The organism is Pseudomonas corni, assembly GCF_057128765.1.
Map to the genome: position 1 here is coordinate 81926 of NZ_JBSKHW010000009.1, position 19610 is coordinate 101535.

Here is a 19610-nt window from a genome sequence, read left to right on the forward strand (position 1 = left end):
TCAGCGTGAAATTTGGATTTTATTTGCGGTTGGCATACTAATTGCTATCGCCCTATAACCCAGTGTTAAGCGTTGGCCGCTGTGTTGGCGCGTTACTGCAGAGAGGAAGTTGAATGCAGTCGCTCAATCTGCGGCAGATCGAAGTGTTTCGTGCGGTGATGATTACCGGCTCCATCAACGGCGCCGCGCAACTGTTGCTGGTTTCGCAGCCAGCCGTTAGCCGTATGCTCTCCCACACCGAGGCGCGTATCGGCTTTCAGTTGTTCGAACGGGTGAAAGGCCGTTTGTACCCGTCGCCCGAAGCGCGGCGGCTGTTTGCCGACGTCGAGTCGGTGTACCGCGATATCCAGCGGGTCAACACCACGCTGCATGACCTGGTCCAGCAGCGCCACGGCGTCCTGCGCATCGCCAGCAGCCCCAGCCTTGGGCATCAACTGGTCCCCGATGCCATTGCCGCATTCAGGCGCTGCAACCCCGACATTCGCGTCAGTCTGGAATGCCTGCGCCACGTCTTGCTGCGTGATCGCCTCCTGGATCAACAGGCAGATCTGGGGATCTCGTTGTTTCCCATCGACCACCCTAACCTGCGAGCTGTGCCGCTGAGCGACATTCGGGTGCTGGTGGTCTGTCCCGCCGATCATGAGCTGACCCGCGTGCCGCTGGAGGAACTGCCTAAGGCGCTGGCCGATTCTCCCTTTATCGGTTACCCGGCCGACACACCATTCTTCAGTGTCATGAAGCCCGCTTTCGAGCGGGTGGGGCTGGCCTATCGACCGGATATCCACGTCGATTCGCCCCATCACGCTTGCGCGCTGGTCAAAAACGGCGCGGGGTTCTCGGTGGTGGACGAGATTTCCTGGCGCGCCTCTGGCACCGAGCGAATGGCGGTGCTGCCGTTACTCGCTGAAGAACGCCTGACGGTCAGTCTGGTGCACCTGCGCCGCGAACCGCTGGCGCAATTTGCCCTGGGCTTCGTCGAGCACCTGCGCGAGACGCTGGGCGGCAACGGATTCGAGCTGTTCGGCATGGATTAACATCAGGTTAATCACCGTCGACGTATTGGCATGCGACAGCGGCTGATGAACGCTTCCACAATGGCATCAACTTACAGCTTTAAGGTTTGCCGGCGTCTAGCCGGTCTCGTGAGAGGACATGCGACATGCGCGAAATCATCATCGGCGGCGCTCAGTTGGGCGCCATCCAGAAATCTGACTCCAAGGCCTCTGTGGTCCAGCGCATGTTGGTGCTGCTGGAGCAGGCCCGGCAGCAGGGTTGCGAGCTGGTGGTGTTTCCGGAGCTGGCGCTGACGACGTTCTTTCCGCGCTGGTTCATGGAGGATCAGCAGGAAGTCGATACCTGGTTCGAGCGCGAGATGCCCAGCGACGTCACCCGCCCGCTGTTCGACTTCTCCCGCGAACATGGCATCGCCATCTCGTTCGGCTACGCCGAGCTGACCCCGCAAGGGCAGCATTTCAACACCTCGATCCTCACCGACCGCCAAGGCAACATCGTTGGCAAGTACCGCAAAGTGCATCTGCCGGGGCACGTTGAGTTCGACACCGAGCGCGACTTTCAGCACCTGGAAAAACGCTATTTCGAACCCGGTGATCTGGGCTTTCCGACCTGGGAATCCCAAGGCGCGGTAATGGGCATGTGCATCTGCAACGACCGGCGCTGGCCGGAGACTTATCGGGTCATGGGCCTGCAAGGCGTGGAGCTGATCACCCTGGGTTACAACACGCCCTCGATCAATTCGCAAAAGCGTGGCGAAGGTGAAGAACACCGGCTGTTTCATTCCGAACTGGTGATGCAGGCCGGGGCTTATCAGAACGCTACCTGGGTGGTTGGCATCGCCAAGGCCGGGGTTGAAGACGGCTTCCCGTTGATGGGCGGCAGCGTGATCGTCGACCCCAACGGCTTTGTCGTGGCCAGAGCCCAAGGGCAGGGCGATGAACTGATTGTGCACGCCTGCGACATGGACCTGTGCAATTTTGGCAAAACCACGATCTTTGATTTCGCTCGCCACCGGCGCATCGAACACTACGGCATCATCACCCGTCAGACCGGCGTTCAGCGCCCCTGACCTGGAGACAACGACCCATGCGCAGCGTGTACCTGAACGGGGCGTTCGTCCCGGAAAACCAAGCGACGATTTCGATTTTTGATCGCGGCTTCATGTTTGCCGATGGCATCTACGAAGTGACCGCTGTGCTGCAAGGCAAGCTGGTGGATTTCAACCTGCACTTGGCGCGACTGGCGCGGTCATTGGGGGAAATGGCGCTGGATCTGCCGCTCGACAGTGCGCAGCTGCTGGACATCCATCGCGAGCTGATCGCGCGCAACCAACTGCACGAAGGCCTGGTGTACATGCAGGTCACTCGCGGCACCGAGGATCGCAATTTCCTGTACCCGCCAGCAGGCAGCCCACTGACGGTGGTGCTGTACACCCAGGCCAAAGTGGTGCTCGACAGTCCGCTGGCCAAGCGCGGCATGAACATCATCGGTCTGCCCGATTTGCGCTGGGGCCGCAGCGATATCAAGACCACCCAGTTGCTCTACGCGTGCATGGCCAAGGAGCAGGCCAAGGCTCAAGGCGCCGACGATGCCTGGCTGGTGAAAGACGGCTGGGTCACTGAGGGCACGTCCAACAACGCGTTCATCATCACCCACGACGGCGCGGTGGTGACGCGCGAATTGTCCCGTGCTCTGTTGCCCGGCATCACGCGGGGGGCGCTGATTGATCTGGTCAATCAAAACGATCTGCGTCTCGAAGAGCGCGCCTACACCCTCGAAGAAGCGAAGGGCGCTGCCGAGGCGTTTATCACCTCATCCACCTCATTCGTTTACCCGGTCGTCACCCTTGATGGTCAGGCCATTGCCGACGGCAAACCCGGTGCGCTGACCCAACGTCTGCGCCAGTTGTACATCGACCATGCGCTGGCGGTGCTTGTCTAGCCGCCCGGCGCCACAGCCCAGGCGTGCGCAGACGCGCCGGGCTTGCCACAGCATTTCGCACCACCCAGTACGACTGCCGACACCGAACGTAGCCATTTGTAAGGAGTGTTGAGCATGAAACCACGTCCGTCCCGCGCCCTGATTGCCCGCCTGTTGCTGCCGGTTGGCCTGGCCCTCGCGCTCAATGCGCCGTTCACCCTGGCCGCTGAGAAAACCCTGCACGCCGTGATGTCTTCTTCACTGCGGGTGCTCGATCCTATCGCTACCACCGCGCAGATCACCCGCAATCACGCGTACATGATCTACGACACGCTGATCGGCATGGACGAGCACTTCGTGCCGCAGCCGCAAATGGCGGACTGGAAGATTTCCGACGACGGCCTGACGTACACCTTCACCCTGCGCGACGGCCTGTTGTGGCACGATGGCAAACCGGTAACCGCCACCGATTGCGTCGCCTCGCTCAAGCGCTGGGCGCGCTTCGATGTAGGCGGTCAGTTGATGATGAAGTACACCACCGGCATCGTCGCCACCGATGACAAGACCATCACCCTGACGCTGGCCAAACCGTTCGGTTACGTGCTGCAACTGCTGGCCAAGCCGTCGTCGGTGGCGGCCTTCATGATGCCCGAGCGCGTCGCCAGTATCGCCGATGGCAAGACCATCACCGACTACACCGGCTCCGGGCCTTATGTGTTCGTCGCCAAGGAGTTCGACCCCGGCAACCGGGTGGTCTACGAGAAATTCAAGCAGTACGTGCCGCGCAAGGAACCGGCCAGCGGCACGGCCGGAGGCAAGGTGGTCAAGGTTGACCGCGTGGAGTGGATCAACATGCCCGACCGCATGACCGCGATCAACGCGCTGTCCTCCGGCGACATCGATTTCATCGAGCAACTGCCTATCGACCTGCTGCCCATGGTGCAGGCCGACGATCACCTCAAATCCGGCGTGCTGAGCAAGCTGGGCTCGATGACCGGCGGGCGCATGAACTTTCTGTACCCACCGTTCAACAACCCCGACATCCGTCGCGCCGCCTTGTTGGCCATGAACCAGAAAGACGTGCTGGATGCGCTGGTGGGCAACCCTGAGTACTTCAAGCAATGCGCATCGGTATTCGGCTGCGGGACCCCCCTTGAAACCGAGGCCGGCGGCGAGTCACTGACCAGCGGCGGCAATCTGGAAGCGGCGCGCGCCCTGTTGAAAAAAGCCGGCTATGACGGCACCCCCGTGGTGATCATGCAGCCCACTGATGTCCCGAGTCAGGCACCGCAACCGGTGGTGGCGGCGCAAGCGTTGCGCAAGGCGGGCTTTAACGTGGATCTGCAACCGATGGACTGGCAGACGCTGGTGTCGCGCCGCGCCAATCAGAATCCGCCAGCGCAGGGCGGCTGGAACCTGTTCTTCACCTACTGGAACGCCGAAACCATCTGGAATCCGGTGGTCAACCCGATGCTCGACGGCGGCGGACAGAAGGGCGCCTGGTTCGGCTGGCCGACCGACCCGCAGATGAATCAGCTGCGGGTGGATTTCGCCACCGCCACCGATCCGGCCAAACAGAAGGAAATCGCCGTCGAGATCCAGAAGCGCGCCATGGACCAGGTCAGCTACATCCCGCTGGGTCAGTACTTCGACGTCGCCGCCTGGAACAGCCGCATCAGCCACTTGATGACCGGCCCGTCCACGGTGTTCTGGAACGTCGAGAAAGCCGACTGATCGCCGCACCTTGATGCATGCCTTCGGAGGCTTCGATGCTGGGTTATTTTTTACGCCGCGTGCTGGCCGCCATTCCGGTGATGCTGGTGGTCGCACTGTTTGTGTTTCTGCTGCTGCGTCTGTCGCCGGGTGATCCTGCGGCCATCATCGCAGGTGACATGGCAAGCCCCGAGCAACTGGCGGCCATTCGCGAAAGACTGGGCCTCAATCAGCCGTTGTACCGGCAGTTTTTCGTGTGGATCTGGCAACTGCTGCAAGGCGATTTCAGCACCTCGCTGATGGCGCACACGCCGGTGCTGAACATGATCGGCCAGCGCCTGGAGCCGACGCTGAGCCTGGCGCTGGTGTCCATCGTTTTCACCATCATGATATCGGTGCCGCTGGGCGTGCTGGCGGCCTGGAAACACGGCAGCTGGATCGACAATCTGGTGATGTCGACTTCGGTGCTGGGCTTTTCGATCCCGGTGTTCGTGATCGGTTACGTGCTGATCACCGTCTTCGCCCTGGAGCTCAAATGGCTGCCGGTGCAGGGCTTTCGCAGCATCAGCGATGGCCTGGGTCCCTTCGCGCAACGGATTGTGTTGCCGGCGCTGACCTTATCCTCCGTGTACGTAGCGCTGGTGGCGCGCATGACCCGGGCCAGCATGCTCGAAGTGCTGGGCGAGGATTATATCCGCACGGCGCGGGCCAAGGGTCTGGCTGAAGTGCATGTGCTGTTCCGCCACGCGCTGCGTAACGCGATGATTCCGATCCTGACGGTCATCGGCACCGGTTTCGCGCTGATGATTTCCGGGGTCGTGGTCACTGAAAGCGTGTTCAACATTCCAGGGCTGGGCCGACTGATCGTCGATGCCGTGCTGGCCCGCGACTACCCGGTGATCCAGGGCATGATCCTGCTGACCAGCGGTGTGTATGTCGTCATCAATCTGCTGATCGATCTGTCGTATGCGATCAGCGATCCACGCATTCGCTACTGAGGCCAAGGCCATGAACAAACCCGTTTCCTTGAGCCTGCCCGCGCCCCGGCGTCGGCTGATCAGCCTGCCACGCTTGCCCGTGACGTCGGCGATTGCGCTGATGGTGCTGGTGCTGATCGTCGGCATGGCGATATTTGCGCCTTGGGTCGCTAACCACGATCCGGTGGCGTTGGCGCCGGCCTTTCGTTTGAAACCTGCCAGCGCCGAGTTCTGGCTGGGCACCGACGCCTACGGCCGCGATCTGTTTTCGCGCATCGTCTACGGCGCGCGGATTTCCCTCACTGTCGGCGTGGGCGTCACGGTATTGAGCATCCTGATTGGCCTGCCGCTGGGGCTGATTGCCGGATATTTTCGGGGGCTGGACGCGTTGTTGATGCGGGTGATGGACGGGCTGATGGCAATCCCCGGCATCCTGCTGGCGATTGCCATTGTGTCCCTGAGCAGCGCCGGGATCTGGACGGTCATGATTGCGATCATGGTGCCGGAAATTCCCCAGGTCGTGCGCCTGGTGCGTGCGCGGGTGCTGTCCACTCGGGAAGAGCCTTACGTTGAAGCAGCGGTGTTGATGGGTACGTCCACGATGAAGATCCTCACGCGCCATTTGATGCCCAACACCCTTGCACCGCTGATCGTGCAGGGCACTTATATCTGCGCATCGGCGATTCTTACCGAAGCGATCCTGTCATTTCTCGGGGCGGGCATCGGCACCGAAATCCCGACCTGGGGCAACATCATTTCCGAGGGCCGGGTGTACTTCCAGCTCAAGCCGTCGCTGGTGCTGTGGGCTGGTCTTGCGCTGTCATTGTGCATTCTGTCGATCAATCTGCTGGGCGATGCGGCGCGCGACGCCCTTGACCCGCGCATGAAGAAAAGGGGCGCAGCATGAGCGAGCAGTTGAGCGACACGCTGCGGGTCGAACACCTGTGCGTGAACACGGCGGACGGTACGCCGATCCTGCAGGACATCTCATTTGAAATCCGCCCCGGCGAAACCCTGTGCCTGGTGGGCGAAAGTGGATCGGGCAAATCGGTGACATCGCTGGCGACTCTGGGCCTGCTGCCCAAGGATGCGCTGAGCGCCACCAGCGGCCGGATTCTGCTGGACGGCGAAGACGTGCTGCAAGTCAGCAATGGTCGGCTCAAGGCCCTGCGCGGAAGCCGCATGGCGATGATTTTTCAAGAGCCGATGACCGCGCTCAATCCGGTGCTCAGCGTCGGCAGGCAGATCGACGAAGTGCTGCAAACCCACACCGACCTCACCGCCGCGCAACGTCGTGCTCAAGTGATCGACGCGTTGGCGCAAGTGCATCTGCCGGACATCGAGCGCATGTACGACGCGTATCCGCATCAACTCAGCGGCGGCCAGCGTCAGCGGATCATGATCGCCATGGCGCTGGTGCTTGAGCCCCGCTTGCTGATCGCTGATGAGCCGACCACGGCGCTGGACGTCACCACTCAGCAACAGATCCTCAAGCTGATCCGCGAGCTGCAACAAAGGCACGGCACGGCGGTGTTGTTCATCACCCACGACATGGGCGTGGTGGTGGACATCGCCGACCGGGTTTGCGTCATGCGCCAGGGCCGGATCGTCGAATCCGGCACCGTGGCCGATGTCTTGTCCCGTCCGCAACAGGACTACACCAAAGCCCTGCTTGCCGCAGTGCCGGGCCTTGAACCCCGGGCGGCACGGCGTGAGGTCTACAGCGCGCAAGTGGTGCTCGACGTCAGTGAACTGGGCAAGGTTTATCCGCCTGCGGGCGGGGGCTGGCGCTGGTTCGGCAAGGCCCGGGAAGGCACGCGCGCCGTGCATGACGTCTCTTTCACCCTCAAGCGCGGACGAACCCTGGGCATCGTCGGCGAAAGCGGTTCCGGCAAATCCACCGTCGCCCGTTGCGTGATGCGTTTGCTGGCGCCGACCCATGGCGCGATCCGGGTCACAGGCAAGGACATTTCCGAGTTGTCGGCCGCCAGTCTCAAGCCGCACCGCAAGCGTATTCAGATGATTTTTCAGGACCCCAATCGATCGCTCAATCCGCGCATCAGTATCGGCAGAAGCCTGATCGAAGGGCCGATGAATCACGGCGTGCCGTTCGCTAAGGCTTGGGCGCGGGGTCAGGAGTTACTCGAACTGGTGGGGCTGCCGGTTGACGCCATCGAGCGTTATCCGCATCAGTTTTCTGGTGGTCAGCGCCAACGCATTGCCATTGCCCGCGCCCTGGCCATGGAGCCCGACGTGATCGTCGCCGACGAGGCGGTGTCGGCGCTTGACGTCTCGGTGCAGGCGCAGGTGCTGCAGCTGCTGCAGGACATTCAGGCGCGCATGGGGGTGGCGATTCTGTTCATCACCCATGACCTGCGGGTGGCCGCGCAATTGTGCGACGACGTGCTGGTGATGCATCGCGGTCAGGTCGTGGAATACGGCCCGGCGGCTCATGTGCTTGCCCATCCGCAGCAGCCCTACACCCAGCAATTGATGGACGCGGTCCCCGGCAAAGGCTGGAATTTTGCCGCAGGCCAGAGGATTTGAGCATGACGTTTGATTTGCTGTTTCGCGCTGTCACCGTGGTCGATGGCACCGGCGCCGAGCCTTACACTGCGGACCTGGCAACCCAGGGTGATCGTATCGTTGCCATCGGTGATCTCAGCGGCCACGCTGCACGGCGAACCGTAGACGGCAACGGGCGCTGCCTGATGCCCGGTTTCATTGACGTGCACACCCACGACGACACCAATGTCATTCGCACACCGGACATGCTGGCCAAGATTTCTCAGGGCGTGACCACGGTCATTGTCGGCAACTGCGGCATAAGCGCTTCACCGGTCACGCTGCCCGGTGTACCGCCGGACCCGATGAACCTGCTGGGCGCTAAAGACGCGTTCGTGTACCCGACGTTCAAGGCCTACGTCGATGCAGTCGAGCACGCAGTGCCGAGCGTCAACGTCGCAGCGCTGATCGGCCACACCGCGTTGCGCGCCAATGTCATGGAGCAGTTCGATCGCGCAGCGTTCGGCAATGAAGTGGATGCCATGTGCGTGGCGCTGGAAGGCGCGCTGGACGCTGGGGCTATAGGCCTGAGTTCGGGGCTGGCCTACACCAATGCCAAACAAGCACCGATGGCCGAAATGCAGCGCCTGGTGGACATCGTCGGGGCTCATGGCGCGCTGTACACCACGCACATGCGCAATGAGCACGATGGCTTGCTGGACTCGCTGCAAGAGTCCTTCGCCACCGCGCGCAACGCGGGCGCGGATTTGGTGATCTCTCATCTGAAATGTGCTGGCGCCGGTAACTGGGGGAGGGCGCCGCTGGCCCTTGCCGCATTGGAAAAGGCCGCTGGCGAACAATCCTGCAACTGCGACTGTTATCCGTATTCGGCCAGTTCCACCACGCTGGATGCCTGGCGCGTGGACGGGGTGATGGAGATTTACATCACCTGGTCCGATCCGCACCCGGACATGGCCAGACAGACGCTCAAGGACATCGCCGCGCATTGGGGCGTTGACCAATGGGAGGCCACCGAGCGGCTGCGTCCTGCCGGCGCGATCTACCACATGATGAGCGAAGACGACGTGCGCAAGATTCTCGCGCACCCGCTGTCGATGGTCGGTTCCGACGGCTTGCCCAATGACCCTAATCCGCACCCGCGATTGTGGGGCACGTTTCCTCGGGTGTTGGCGCACTACTGCCGTGATCTGAAGCTGTTCAATCTGGCCGAAGCGGTGCGCAAGATGACCGGACTGTCGGCCACTCGTTTTCGTTTGCAGGATCGTGGTGTGTTGCGCGAGGGTGCATTCGCCGACCTGACTCTGGTGGACATGCAGCGCATCGAGGATGTCGCCACCTATGCCGATCCTTGCCGGCAGGCGCCGGGTATTGATCTGGTGGTGGTCAACGGCGTGGTCAGCTACGAAGACGGCAAGGTGCAGGGGCGGCAAGGGCGCCTTCTCAAGCGCCAGCCTGCCGCCGTGGCGGTTTAGGCGCCCGTGGCTGCGGTCAACATGATTTCGACCAGTACGTCCGGGGACGCCAGATCTGCCTGGATAGTCGCGCGGGCCGGTGCGGCGCCTTCAGGCAGCCACTGGCTCCAGACTTCATTCATGGCGGCGAAGTCGGCGTTGATGTCCTTGAGCCAGATCTGTGCGCTCAGCAAGCGTGATTTATCGCTGCCTGACTGGGCGAGCAGGGCGTCGATCTTTGCCAGCACCTGGCGGGTCTGGCCAGCGCAATCTTCGCTGCGATCGTCTGGCACCTGGCCCGACAACCAGGCCAGCCCGCTGTGGACGACTGCACCGGAAAGGCGTGGATTAACGGAAATTCTCTGGATGCTCATGGCAACTCCTGGGTGGGGTAATGGACCGGCAACGCTAACCAACCTCGTCGCGCATTGCCATGACCAAATCGATGGTCGGCCATAACCTGGTGCTATGGCCGCCGTCGCAACACGTTATTGAAAGGGGAACGCTGTGCAGGTAGTGGTGATTGGAGCAGGTGTGGTGGGGCTGACCAGCGCCTGGTATCTGGCGCAACAGGGCGTGCAGGTCACGCTGGTGGACCGCCATGCCGATGTCGCGCAAGAGACCAGCTTCGCCAACGGCGGGCAACTGAGCTACAGCTATGTCGCGCCGCTGGCCGATCCGGGAGTGATCGGCAAGTTGCCGCAGTGGTTGTTGCGTGCCGACTCGCCGTTGCGTTTTCGCCCGCGACTGGATTCGACGCAGTGGCGCTGGTGCCTGGACTTTCTGCGGGCCTGCAACAGCGACCAGGTGCGGCGCACGATCGGCGAGATGCTCCGCCTGTCGTATCTGAGCCGCGATTCCCTCGACCAATTGCTGGCCGCGCACCCGCTGGAGTTCGATCTGATCCGCACCGGCAAACTGGTGGTGTATCGCGATCCGGCAGCGCTGGCGGCGTCTGCGCCGATGGTGGAATGGCAACGCACGCTCGGCGCCGATCAGCAGATATTGGACGGTCCGGCTTGCGTGGCGCTTGAGCCTGCGCTGCAGGGGATTGGTCCTGAGTTGGCCGGAGGCATTTACACCCCCGGTGAAGCCACCGGTGACTGCCTGCGTTTTTGCCAGGGGTTGAAGGGCTTGCTGGCGCAGATGCCTAACGTACGCATGGCTCTCGGCGTCGAGGTGCAGGGGTTGGTGCGCGAAGGTCAGCGCGTGGTGGCGGTGCGCACTGATCAGGGCGACCTGGCGGCTGACGCGGTGGTGGTGACGGCGGGAATGTTCAGTGTGCCGTTGCTCAAACCGCTGGGGATTTCGCTGCCGTTGTATGCCCTGCGTGGCTACAGCCTGAGCGTGCCGCTGGACCCGGCAATGCAGGCACCACGCCTGAGCGTGACAGATGCCGCGCGCAAGGTGGTTTACGCTCCCCTGGCCAAACATCTGCGCATCGCCGCGATGGTGGACATGGGCGTGAGCCGCGCCGATGTGGACCCTGCCCGCATCACCTTACTCAAGCAGCAAGTGGCCGAAACTTTCCCGCAGCTGGATTTGAAAGAGGCGCAAGCCTGGGCCGGTCTGCGACCCAGCACGGCTCACAGCAAACCCATCGTGGGGCGTGCGGGGGACTTCAGTAATCTGTGGCTTAACGTCGGGCAAGGCGCCTTGGGCTTTACCCTGGCATTGGGCAGCGCCAGACTGCTGGCGGCGCAAATGCTCAACGAACCGCTGCCGATAGATCCGGCGCCGTTTCAGCTCGGTTCATAACGGCTGCGGCCGGACCCCAGGCCTCGCAGTCGTGCCTGATGCACCGCGTGCGGCAGGTTTACTGCCGGTTCCCGGCAGATCGTCAGCAAGCTGGACTCCTACGGCCTTCGGCCAGAATCAAAAGTGGCTCGTCATTGAATTGAGCGACGGGGTATGAAACCCCACGGGTTTGCGCTGGACCTCAGGAATATGATCGTTCACACATGCGTGGTAGCCCAGCCATGCCTGTGGGAGGGAGCTTGCTCGCGAGAGGTCCGTGCCGTCATAGCATTTTCCGCGCGCCAGCCATCGAATCGCGAGCAAGCTCCCTCCCACAAGCTGCGCCGATCAGAGGGTGGTGAAGCTGGGTTTCTGCCGAAGGCGTAGGAGCCTTGCTTGCAGGCGATTGCTCCGGGTCGCGTCCGATCGGAGCGGTCCCGAAATCAGGCGCCCCGGTCATACCTGATGCACCGCGTGCGGCAGGTTTACTGCCGCTGCGCGGCAGATCGTCAGCAAGCTGGACTCCTACGGCCTTCGGCCAGAATCAAAAGCGGCTCGTCACTATCGGGCTCCGATCACCGCCGCCATCGGCGCAATTTGCACACCGGCGCCTTCAAGCAGCGCCCGTAGATGCCGGGCCATGTCTGTGGCGCCCGGGGTGTCTCCGTGCACGCAGACGGTGTCGATGCGCACGGGCATGCGCGTACCGTCGACGGTGGTGATGGCTTGCTCCTCGATCATGCGCAGCACCCGGGTCGCAGCGATTTCGCTGTCGTGAATGACGGCGCCCGGCAGTTTGCGCGAGACGAGATTGCCGTTCGCAGCGTAGGCCCGGTCGGCGTAGATCTCCCTAGCCATGCGCAGGCCCAGTTGTTCGCCGGCGCGCTCGGTTTCAAGGCCGGGCATCACCACGAAAATCAAGTCCGGGTCCACCGCCTTGATTGCCCGCGCAACGGCCAGTGCCAGTTCAAAGTCTTCATTGGCCATGTTGCCCAGCGCGCCGTGAGTCTTGACGTGTTGCAGGGGCAGACCGGCGGCCTGCGCCAATGCCTTGAAAGCGCCAATCTGGTAAATGATCTGGCGCTCGATCTGGGCAGGACTGTCGCCACGGATCTGCCGACGACCGAAGCCATGCAGATCGAGAAAGCTGGGATGGGCCCCCACCGCCACGCCTTTTTGTCGGGCCAGGGCGGTGGTGTCGAACATGATGTCAGGATCGCCTGCGTGGAACCCGCAGGCGATATTGGCGGAACTCACGATGTCGAGCATTGTGCTGTCATCGCCCATCTTCCAGGCGCCGAAGCCTTCGCCCATGTCGCAGTTCAAATCGATCAACATGCAGTCACCTGTGAGACGATTGTGGTCATCATGATTCAGTCAGACCGGGCCAGTGAGCCAGGTCAAATCAAGTCGTTTTAAGAGCCTTCCGGGACTATCTTTCGCAACAGCATATTGCCAGAATACTTCTGGTATTCCAAAAGCATTCCAGCGGTCAGTGGAGACTTGAGCATTGAGCACCCAGGAGCAGGAGTCGTCTTTGCGCATTGCGCCCATCGCCGATCATGCGCTGTATATCGACTTCGGCGAAGTGATTGATGCGGCCGTCAATCAACGTGTCACGGCATTGGCAAAACGGGTCGCCGATGCGCATATCGATGGCGTCACTGGCCTGATTCCGACCTACCGAGCCTTGACTGTGGCTTACGACTGCACGCGGATTCGTCAGTCCAGATTGATCGAGCATGTTGAACGCTTGCTGGCCGAGCCCGATGAGCAAGCAGCCCCCGTGCGTAGTTGGGAAGTGCCGGTGGCTTACGGCGGCGATCACGGCGTCGATCTGTTGTGGCTGTCCGAGCACCATCAGCTCGACCCGCAAGACGTCATTCGCCTGCACAGTGCTGTCAGCTACCGCGTCTATATGATCGGCTTCATGCCGGGGTTCGCCTATCTGGGCGGGCTTGATCAGCGGCTGCACACCTCGCGCCGCGAGTCACCGCGACTGAAAACCCCGGCGGGCTCGATCAGTATTGGCGGCATGCAAACCGCCGTGGCATCGGTCGAAGCGCCCAGCGGCTGGCACCTTATCGGCCAGACTCCCGCGCGCAGTTTCGTGCCCTCCCGCCAGGCGCCTTTTCTGTTTGGCGCCGGTGACGAAATTCGCTTCACGCCCATCAGTGCCGACGAGTTCGATGATCTCTGGGCGCAGCCCGATTACCTTCCGCAATGGACCTGGCGCACATGAGCAGTCTTCACGTTTTGAATCCGGGGCTGCTTACCACGCTGCAGGATCGGGGCCGTACCGGATACGAAGATCGCGGCGTGCCACCCTCCGGCGCGCTGGACGAATTGAGCTTTGCCATCGCTAACGCACTGGTCGGCAATCCGGCTGGGACCGGCGCATTAGAGTTCACTCTGGTGGGCGGGCAGTTTCGGGTCGGGCAGGGCGGTTGCGTCATTGCGGTCACGGGGGACATGCAAGTGTTCATCGATGATCAGCCGGTTACGCCGTACCAGTGCCATGTGCTGCGCTCGGATGCAGTGCTCAAGGTCGGGCGGGCACTCAGTGGGGCGCGTGGGTATCTGGCGGTGGCTGGCGGGTTCGCTGCCGAGCCTGTACTGGGCAGTGTGTCGACGTTGATGCGTGGCGCACTGGGCGGTTTCGCCGGTCGCGCGCTGGGCAAAGGTGACGAGTTACCGCTGGCGGCGCCTTCGCAATACCTGCCAACCGCCGCGCGAGCGCCGGGCCAGCGCCTGTTGCCGCAGCGCGAACATCAGCCGTTGCGTGTGGTGTTGGGCCCGCAGCAGGCACACTTTTCCCCCGTCGAAATCCGGCGCTTTCTCAGCGAATCCTTTCAGGTGTCAGGGCAGAGCGACCGAATGGGCTACCGCATGACTGGCCCAGTGATCGCTCATCTGAAGGGCTTCAACATCGTCTCGGACGCGATCAGCACCGGCAGCGTGCAAATCCCCGGCAGTGGTCATCCGATCATCGCCATGCACGACCGTCAGACCACCGGCGGCTATCCGAAAATCGCCACGGTGATTCGCGCGGACCTGGCACGGCTGGGCCAACTCAAGCCAGGTGACTGGCTGAGCTTCGCTGAGGTGTCGGTAGAGGACGCCGAAGATTTGTGGTGTGAGCGTCAGGTGTTGCTCAACGCTTACCTGGACGAACTGCTGATGCGTTATCGCCGGCGCAGTTGATGGCTGCGTCCTCCAGTGCGAGCCTCGCCAATAGCTCCTCCGCGCTGAAGAGATCCCGGATGGACGCAAAAACCCGTGGGAGCGGACCTGTCCGCGAAGGGGCTCGTGCAGTCCCTGCATCTCTATCGTCCGAAACACCGCCTTCGCGAACAGGTTCGCTCCCACAGTGAATCTGCGGCGCCGCTGGTTTTTGAGCTTGCTCCAACACAAGCAAAACCCGCGGCCATGCATCTGATTGGTTATTTGATGATCGAGCGGATCGGCTCTTTCGGTGCCGGGTCGTAGCCCACCAGGTCCAGGGTCAACTTGGCATAGGTGCCATCGGCATTCATGTCCGCCAGCGCTTTGTTAACGGCTTTGACCAGATTGTTTTTACCCAGTTTGAAGGCAAAACCCTTCTGGATGTGGCTGACGTAATCGTCGGTCATGACGATCGGCAGATGCACGGTTTTCATCAGGTAGGCGGCGCTGATGGAGTCAGTGATCACCGCGTCGGTGTTGTGGTTGATCAGGTCCTGGATAGCGTCGGATTCGGCCTTGTAGTTTTTCAGCACACCGCCTTTCTCTTCGGCAATCGCGCTGAAGGTGGTGGACACCTGCACGCCGACGTTTTTGCCCTTCAGGTCCGCTGCGGATTTGATCGGAGAGTTCGGCGGTGTGACAACTCGCCCACCCGATTCCAGCCAGCCATCTGAGAACAGAATCTGCTCTTGGCGACCCGGCGTAATGTCCATCGCCGCGCTGATCACATCAAACTGATTGGCGGCCAGGCCTACCAGCAAAGCGTCCCACTTGATCAGCACCGGGGTGTATTCCAGGTTCAAACGACGGGCGACTTCTTTCATCACTCGGATTTCCAGGCCATCGAGTTGGCCCCCGGCGCTGCGCATGCTGAACGGCGGGAACGTGCCTTCGGTGGCTACCAGCAATTTGCCTGGACGGATCAGTTCCAGCGGTTCATCGGCACTGGCCAAAGTGCCAAAAGCGAGCACCGACACTGCCGCGAACATTTGCACGATATTTCTGACTTTCATGGTCACGCTCTCTTTGCTGGTTAATGTTGAACGCGGGACGGTGGCGGGGCAGGCCGGGGGTTTATTTCATCAAGTCAGGCAAGTGGATCAGGCAGGCTTCAGGTTTTTTAGCCGCTCACTGGCGAGCAGTGATATGAACTCGCTGAGCACCGTGGCGCCCAGCAGCGACGTGATCTGGCCAGCGCCTTCGTACATCGGGCTGATTTCCGTGACATCGCAACCCACCAGGTTGATGCCGTTCAGGGCACGCAACAGCAGCAGCGTTTCACGGGCCGACGGGCCACCGGCTTCCGGTGTCTCGACCGCAGGCGCAAAGGCCGGATCGACGAAATCCATGTCGAAGGTGATGAAGGTTGGACGCCCGCCAGTGCGTTCGCGGATGCGTGCCGCCAGGGCGGGGATGCCCATTTCGAACATTTGGTCGGTGGTCACCACCTCGTAGCCCAGATCGATGGACTGAGTGATGTCGGTGGGACGGAACAGCGAGCCACGCAAACCGATCTGGATCGAATGCGCAGGGTCCACCAGGTTCTCTTCTACGGCGCGACGAAACGGCGTCCCCGCGCTGTAGAGCTTGTCGGCGAAATATTTGTCCCAGGTGTCGCTGTGGGAATCGAACTGCACCAGCGCGACGGGACCGTGTTTGGCCGCCACCGCGCGCAGTTCGCCCAGGGTCACCGAATGATCGCCGCCAATACCGAACGGCACGACGCCAGCGTTTACCAGCCCGGCCACGGCTTGTTCGATCCGCTCCAGGCAGTCTTCTTCATAACCGGGCACCACTGCCGCATCACCGGCATCGGCGATGTTCAGGGTTTCGAAAATATTGATGTTGTCGCGGTACGGGCTCACCGGGCGCAGCATCACCGACATTGCACGCACCGCATTGGGCGCAAAACGCGCGCCGGTACGGAACGCCGCACCGGAATCAGACGGCAAGCCAATGACTGCGGCGTCCAGGCCTTCCAATGTGGTGGCCATGGGTAAACGCATGAAAGTCGGCACGCCGCAGAACCGCGGCGTGGAGAGGGAATCGGTGGGTAATACGCTCATGTGGTGCTCCTGTTGCTCAGCTTGTTTCGGGAGGCGGTATGCGCGATGCATCACCGGCTATATTCGGATTTGGCCTACGCAGACAGCACAATCGCCGAGCGCGGATCGCAGGCCAGTGCGCGCAACGCCACGGCTACTTCTTCAAGCGCCGGGCCTTGCAGGTCGAGCAATGGCTGACGCACCGAGCCACCTTTGAAGCCGCGCAGATTCATGATGGCTTTGGTGGTTTGCGGCTGGCCGTGTTTGCGCGCCAGTTCACGCAGCGGGAACCAAAGACGATGCAATTCAATGGCCAGCTTTGCGTCGCCGTTCTGCAGCGCGCGGAAGGTCGCCAGGATCAGCTCTGGCAATGCACCGCTGTTGGTGGAACTGATGCCGTCGAAACCCGCCATCATCGGGCCGCTGAACACCAGGTCCGAGGCGCAGAACAGTCGAACCTTGCCCCCCAGCTTATTGGCGATACGGTCGATAACCGTGGGTGTGAGATCGCCCTGTTTCAAACCGACCACGCCGTCGATTTGCGCCAGTTGCTCGATCACCGGCACCGAGAGGGTGATGCCAATACCGGGGGCGTTGTAGATCAGGATGCCGGTCTTCGAAAGCGGCGCCATCTGCTCGAAGAAGCTGACGATCTGGGCATCGGTGATCTCGGACACGAACGGCGGCGTGACCATCGGCAGGCCACCCAGATCGCCAGCCAGTTGCGTCAGTTGACGCACATCGCGGCTGTCGGAGCCTGCAGTGCAAAGCATCACTGGCACTCGGTCGCCGACGATGGCCATGACCTTGCGGAACATGTCGGCGCGCTCTTCACAGGTCATGACAGCGAACTCGCCGTATGTCCCGCCGATCAGCAACCCGTCGTAACCCAGGGCAATGACCCGCTCGATGTTCTCGGCCATGGCCGGGTAATCGAACTCGCCGGTGCTGGTGAAAGGCGTGACTGTGATGTTGAAGATACCGTGGAGGCGTTCGCGACATTCTTGAAGGTTCTGCATGGGTTTTCCCTGGGGGCTGTTCGTCAGAGTGAACCGATATTGTATTATCTGTATTCATATGTACAATAAATTTTCGCGTCACCGATGCCGCGGTTTTCATGCGGGTAGACGGCAGCGGTGAGCGTCCTTGATAGGATGTGCGCACTTTATTTTTTGAGGTTTTGCGTCCATGGCTTCGTTACCGGGTCAGAACAGCCGCCGTCTGGCTAACCAGATTCTCGATTTCGTCCGCAAGGCGAAATTCGAGCCGGGCCATCATCTGCGTGAACAACAGATTGCCGACTTGTTGGGCGTCTCCCGCACGCCGATCCGCAACGCGCTGAAGCTGTTGGTCGAGGAAGGGATTGTCGAAGCCCGACGCAATCAGGGGTTTTTCCTGCTCAAGGCCTTCGATGCCCTGCAGCGGGTGGAACTGAGCGTTTCATCGAGTGTTGAAGATTCGCTGTATGAGCGGCTGGTGAATGACCGGTTGAGCGGTGAGATAGCCAATTCCCTGACCCAGACCGAAATCGCCAAGCGCTACGACGTTGACCGGGTCACGCTGATGAAAACCCTGACGCGCCTGGCCGAGGACGGCCTGCTGATGCGCAACAAAGGTCACGGCTGGAGTTTCTTGCCGACGCTGGACAACGACGAAGCCCTGCGCAGCGGCTACCGGTTTCGCCTGATGGTCGAGCCGGCCAACTTTCTTCAGCCGCAATTCACGCCTAATGCCGCCGCACTTGAGCGTTCACGGTTGCAGCATCTGTATCTGGCCAGCCATTCCGATTCGGCGGCGGTCAGCAACGCGCAGTTGTTCGAAACCGACGCGCAGTTTCACGAGATGTTCGCCGAGTTCGGCGGCAACACCTTCGTGATCCAAGCCATCCAGCAGCAGAACCGCCTTCGCAAGCTGTTGGAATTTGCCGGTTACGCCAACCGCCGACGGGTGCGTGACTGGTGCACTGAACACTTGGCGATCATCGACGCAGTGGCGCACGGGCACTACGCCGAGGCTAGCGAGTTGATGCGCAGACACCTGACCCACGCCGACGACGCAGCCCAGCCCGGAAAACCCCGTGTGGGCAAGGCCCCGGCAAAACCCCGAGCGTCACGCAAAGCAGCGGTTGTCCCGATTCTGGATTAGCGCCCTCGGGAGCGATCCATCCTGTAGCGAGAGGTTTTCATGGATTTAGGTTTGCAAGGTAAACGAGCGCTGGTGCTGGGTTCGAGTCGCGGTCTGGGTCTGGCGATTGCCCGGTCGCTGGCTGCCGAAGGTGCTGCGGTTACGCTGTGTGGCCGTCGGCGTGAAGTGCTGGCGGAAGTTGTGGCAGAGCTTGCCGCACAAGGCGCGCAAGCCGATTACCTGGTGCTGGATCTGGCTGATGCGGCCCAGCGCCGTGCTGCGCTTGAAGGCCTGCTGTCCGAGGGTCGCAGCTACGACATCCTGATCAATAACGGCGGCGGCCCGGCGCCGGGAGCCGTCAGCGCAGTGAAAACCGCCCAGTGGCAGGGCGCGTTCGACAGCATGGTCAGCCCGCTGTTCGAGATCACCGCCGCGTTGCTTCCCGGCATGCGTGAGCGCGGTTGGGGCAGGGTGATTAATGTTGTCTCCTCCGGCGTCGTGCAGCCGATTGCCAATCTCGGGATTTCCAATACCTTGCGCGCGAGCATCATCGGTTGGGCCAAGACCCTGGCAGGCGAAGTGGCGGCCGAGGGCATCACGGTTAATTCGGTCATCCCCGGTCGTATCGCCACGGCGCGGGTTGGCGAGCTGGACGAGGCGGCAGCCAAACGCACCGGCTCTACCGCCGAAGCGGTTGCAGAGGCCTCGCGCAATACCATTCCTGTCGGCCGTTATGGCGATCCCGCCGAATTTGCGGACGCGGTGGCCTTTCTCGCGAGCGCCCGTGCGGGCTATATCACCGGCACCAGTTTGCGCGTGGACGGCGGACTGATTCGCAGCATTTGAACGCTGTATCGACTGATCAATCTCGACCTCTG

18 protein-coding genes are annotated in these 19610 nt (G+C 61.7%); 13 read left to right on the top strand and 5 right to left on the bottom strand.

Features of this window, described 5'->3' with window-relative positions:
- The first annotated feature begins 113 nt into the window (after positions 1–113).
- The 8 genes from ACWKV9_RS15395 to ACWKV9_RS15430 all read left to right on the top strand — a co-directional run bounded on the left by ACWKV9_RS15395 (position 114) and on the right by ACWKV9_RS15430 (position 9622).
- Positions 114–1034: a LysR family transcriptional regulator gene (locus ACWKV9_RS15395; RefSeq protein ID WP_483836981.1), complete on the top strand. Its 921-nt coding sequence runs from the start codon at positions 114–116 to the stop codon at positions 1032–1034.
- Between the two features lie 125 nt (positions 1035–1159).
- A complete protein-coding gene (locus tag ACWKV9_RS15400) occupies positions 1160–2083 on the top strand; it encodes an N-carbamoyl-D-amino-acid hydrolase (protein WP_483836982.1) in 924 nt (307 codons plus the stop codon).
- 17 nt (positions 2084–2100) lie between these two features.
- The gene (locus tag ACWKV9_RS15405) at positions 2101–2955 is read left to right on the top strand and encodes a D-amino-acid transaminase (RefSeq protein ID WP_483836983.1); all 855 of its coding nucleotides are present in this window, start codon (positions 2101–2103) and stop codon (positions 2953–2955) included.
- Positions 2956–3069: 114 nt separating this feature from the next.
- Positions 3070–4668: an ABC transporter substrate-binding protein gene (locus tag ACWKV9_RS15410; RefSeq protein ID WP_483836984.1), complete on the top strand. Its 1599-nt coding sequence runs from the start codon at positions 3070–3072 to the stop codon at positions 4666–4668.
- A gap of 35 nt (positions 4669–4703) precedes the next feature.
- Positions 4704–5645 carry an ABC transporter permease gene (locus tag ACWKV9_RS15415; RefSeq protein WP_483836985.1) on the top strand — a complete coding sequence of 314 codons (942 nt, stop codon included), beginning with the start codon at positions 4704–4706 and terminating at the stop codon, positions 5643–5645.
- Positions 5646–5655: 10 nt separating this feature from the next.
- The gene (locus tag ACWKV9_RS15420) at positions 5656–6531 is read left to right on the top strand and encodes an ABC transporter permease (protein WP_483836986.1); all 876 of its coding nucleotides are present in this window, start codon (positions 5656–5658) and stop codon (positions 6529–6531) included.
- A complete protein-coding gene (locus ACWKV9_RS15425; protein WP_483836987.1) occupies positions 6528–8171 on the top strand; it encodes an ABC transporter ATP-binding protein in 1644 nt (547 codons plus the stop codon). The genes ACWKV9_RS15420 and ACWKV9_RS15425 overlap by 4 nt, the downstream gene beginning before the upstream one ends.
- Before the next feature lie 2 nt (positions 8172–8173).
- Entirely contained in the window at positions 8174–9622 is a 1449-nt protein-coding gene (locus tag ACWKV9_RS15430; protein ID WP_483836988.1) for an N-acyl-D-amino-acid deacylase family protein, read from the top strand.
- Here ACWKV9_RS15430 and ACWKV9_RS15435 read toward each other — a convergent pair.
- A complete protein-coding gene (locus tag ACWKV9_RS15435) occupies positions 9619–9975 on the bottom strand; it encodes a RidA family protein (protein WP_483836989.1) in 357 nt (118 codons plus the stop codon). The two genes, ACWKV9_RS15430 and ACWKV9_RS15435, sit on opposite strands and share 4 nt — an antisense overlap.
- Before the next feature lie 133 nt (positions 9976–10108).
- Here ACWKV9_RS15435 and ACWKV9_RS15440 point away from each other — a divergent pair, with 133 nt between their 5' ends.
- Positions 10109–11359 (top strand): D-amino acid dehydrogenase, encoded by a 1251-nt coding sequence (locus ACWKV9_RS15440; RefSeq protein WP_483836990.1) that lies wholly within the window; start codon positions 10109–10111, stop codon positions 11357–11359.
- Between the two features lie 540 nt (positions 11360–11899).
- On the opposite strand, the gene ACWKV9_RS15445 is transcribed toward ACWKV9_RS15440, so the two are convergent.
- Positions 11900–12676 (bottom strand): LamB/YcsF family protein, encoded by a 777-nt coding sequence (locus tag ACWKV9_RS15445; protein WP_483836991.1) that lies wholly within the window; start codon positions 12674–12676, stop codon positions 11900–11902.
- Positions 12677–12848: 172 nt separating this feature from the next.
- Here ACWKV9_RS15445 and pxpB point away from each other — a divergent pair, with 172 nt between their 5' ends.
- Entirely contained in the window at positions 12849–13580 is a 732-nt protein-coding gene (gene pxpB / locus ACWKV9_RS15450) for a 5-oxoprolinase subunit PxpB (protein ID WP_483836992.1), read from the top strand.
- A complete protein-coding gene (locus ACWKV9_RS15455; protein WP_483836993.1) occupies positions 13577–14542 on the top strand; it encodes a 5-oxoprolinase subunit C family protein in 966 nt (321 codons plus the stop codon). The genes pxpB and ACWKV9_RS15455 overlap by 4 nt, the downstream gene beginning before the upstream one ends.
- 239 nt (positions 14543–14781) lie before the next feature.
- Here ACWKV9_RS15455 and ACWKV9_RS15460 read toward each other — a convergent pair whose 3' ends face one another.
- The 3 genes from ACWKV9_RS15460 to ACWKV9_RS15470 all read right to left on the bottom strand — a co-directional run bounded on the left by ACWKV9_RS15460 (position 14782) and on the right by ACWKV9_RS15470 (position 17627).
- Positions 14782–15576 (bottom strand): transporter substrate-binding domain-containing protein, encoded by a 795-nt coding sequence (locus ACWKV9_RS15460; RefSeq protein WP_483836994.1) that lies wholly within the window; start codon positions 15574–15576, stop codon positions 14782–14784.
- A gap of 87 nt (positions 15577–15663) precedes the next feature.
- A complete protein-coding gene (gene speB, locus ACWKV9_RS15465) occupies positions 15664–16629 on the bottom strand; it encodes an agmatinase (protein ID WP_483836995.1) in 966 nt (321 codons plus the stop codon).
- 74 nt (positions 16630–16703) lie between these two features.
- Entirely contained in the window at positions 16704–17627 is a 924-nt protein-coding gene (locus tag ACWKV9_RS15470) for a dihydrodipicolinate synthase family protein (RefSeq protein WP_483836996.1), read from the bottom strand.
- Positions 17628–17796: 169 nt separating this feature from the next.
- Between ACWKV9_RS15470 and ACWKV9_RS15475 the strand changes: the two genes are divergently transcribed.
- Both ACWKV9_RS15475 and ACWKV9_RS15480 read left to right on the top strand, forming a co-directional pair.
- Positions 17797–18753, top strand: coding sequence for a GntR family transcriptional regulator (locus ACWKV9_RS15475; protein ID WP_483836997.1), 957 nt, complete (start codon positions 17797–17799; stop codon positions 18751–18753).
- Positions 18754–18792: 39 nt separating this feature from the next.
- Positions 18793–19578, top strand: coding sequence for an SDR family oxidoreductase (locus ACWKV9_RS15480; RefSeq protein ID WP_483836998.1), 786 nt, complete (start codon positions 18793–18795; stop codon positions 19576–19578).
- Positions 19579–19610: the final 32 nt, after the last annotated feature.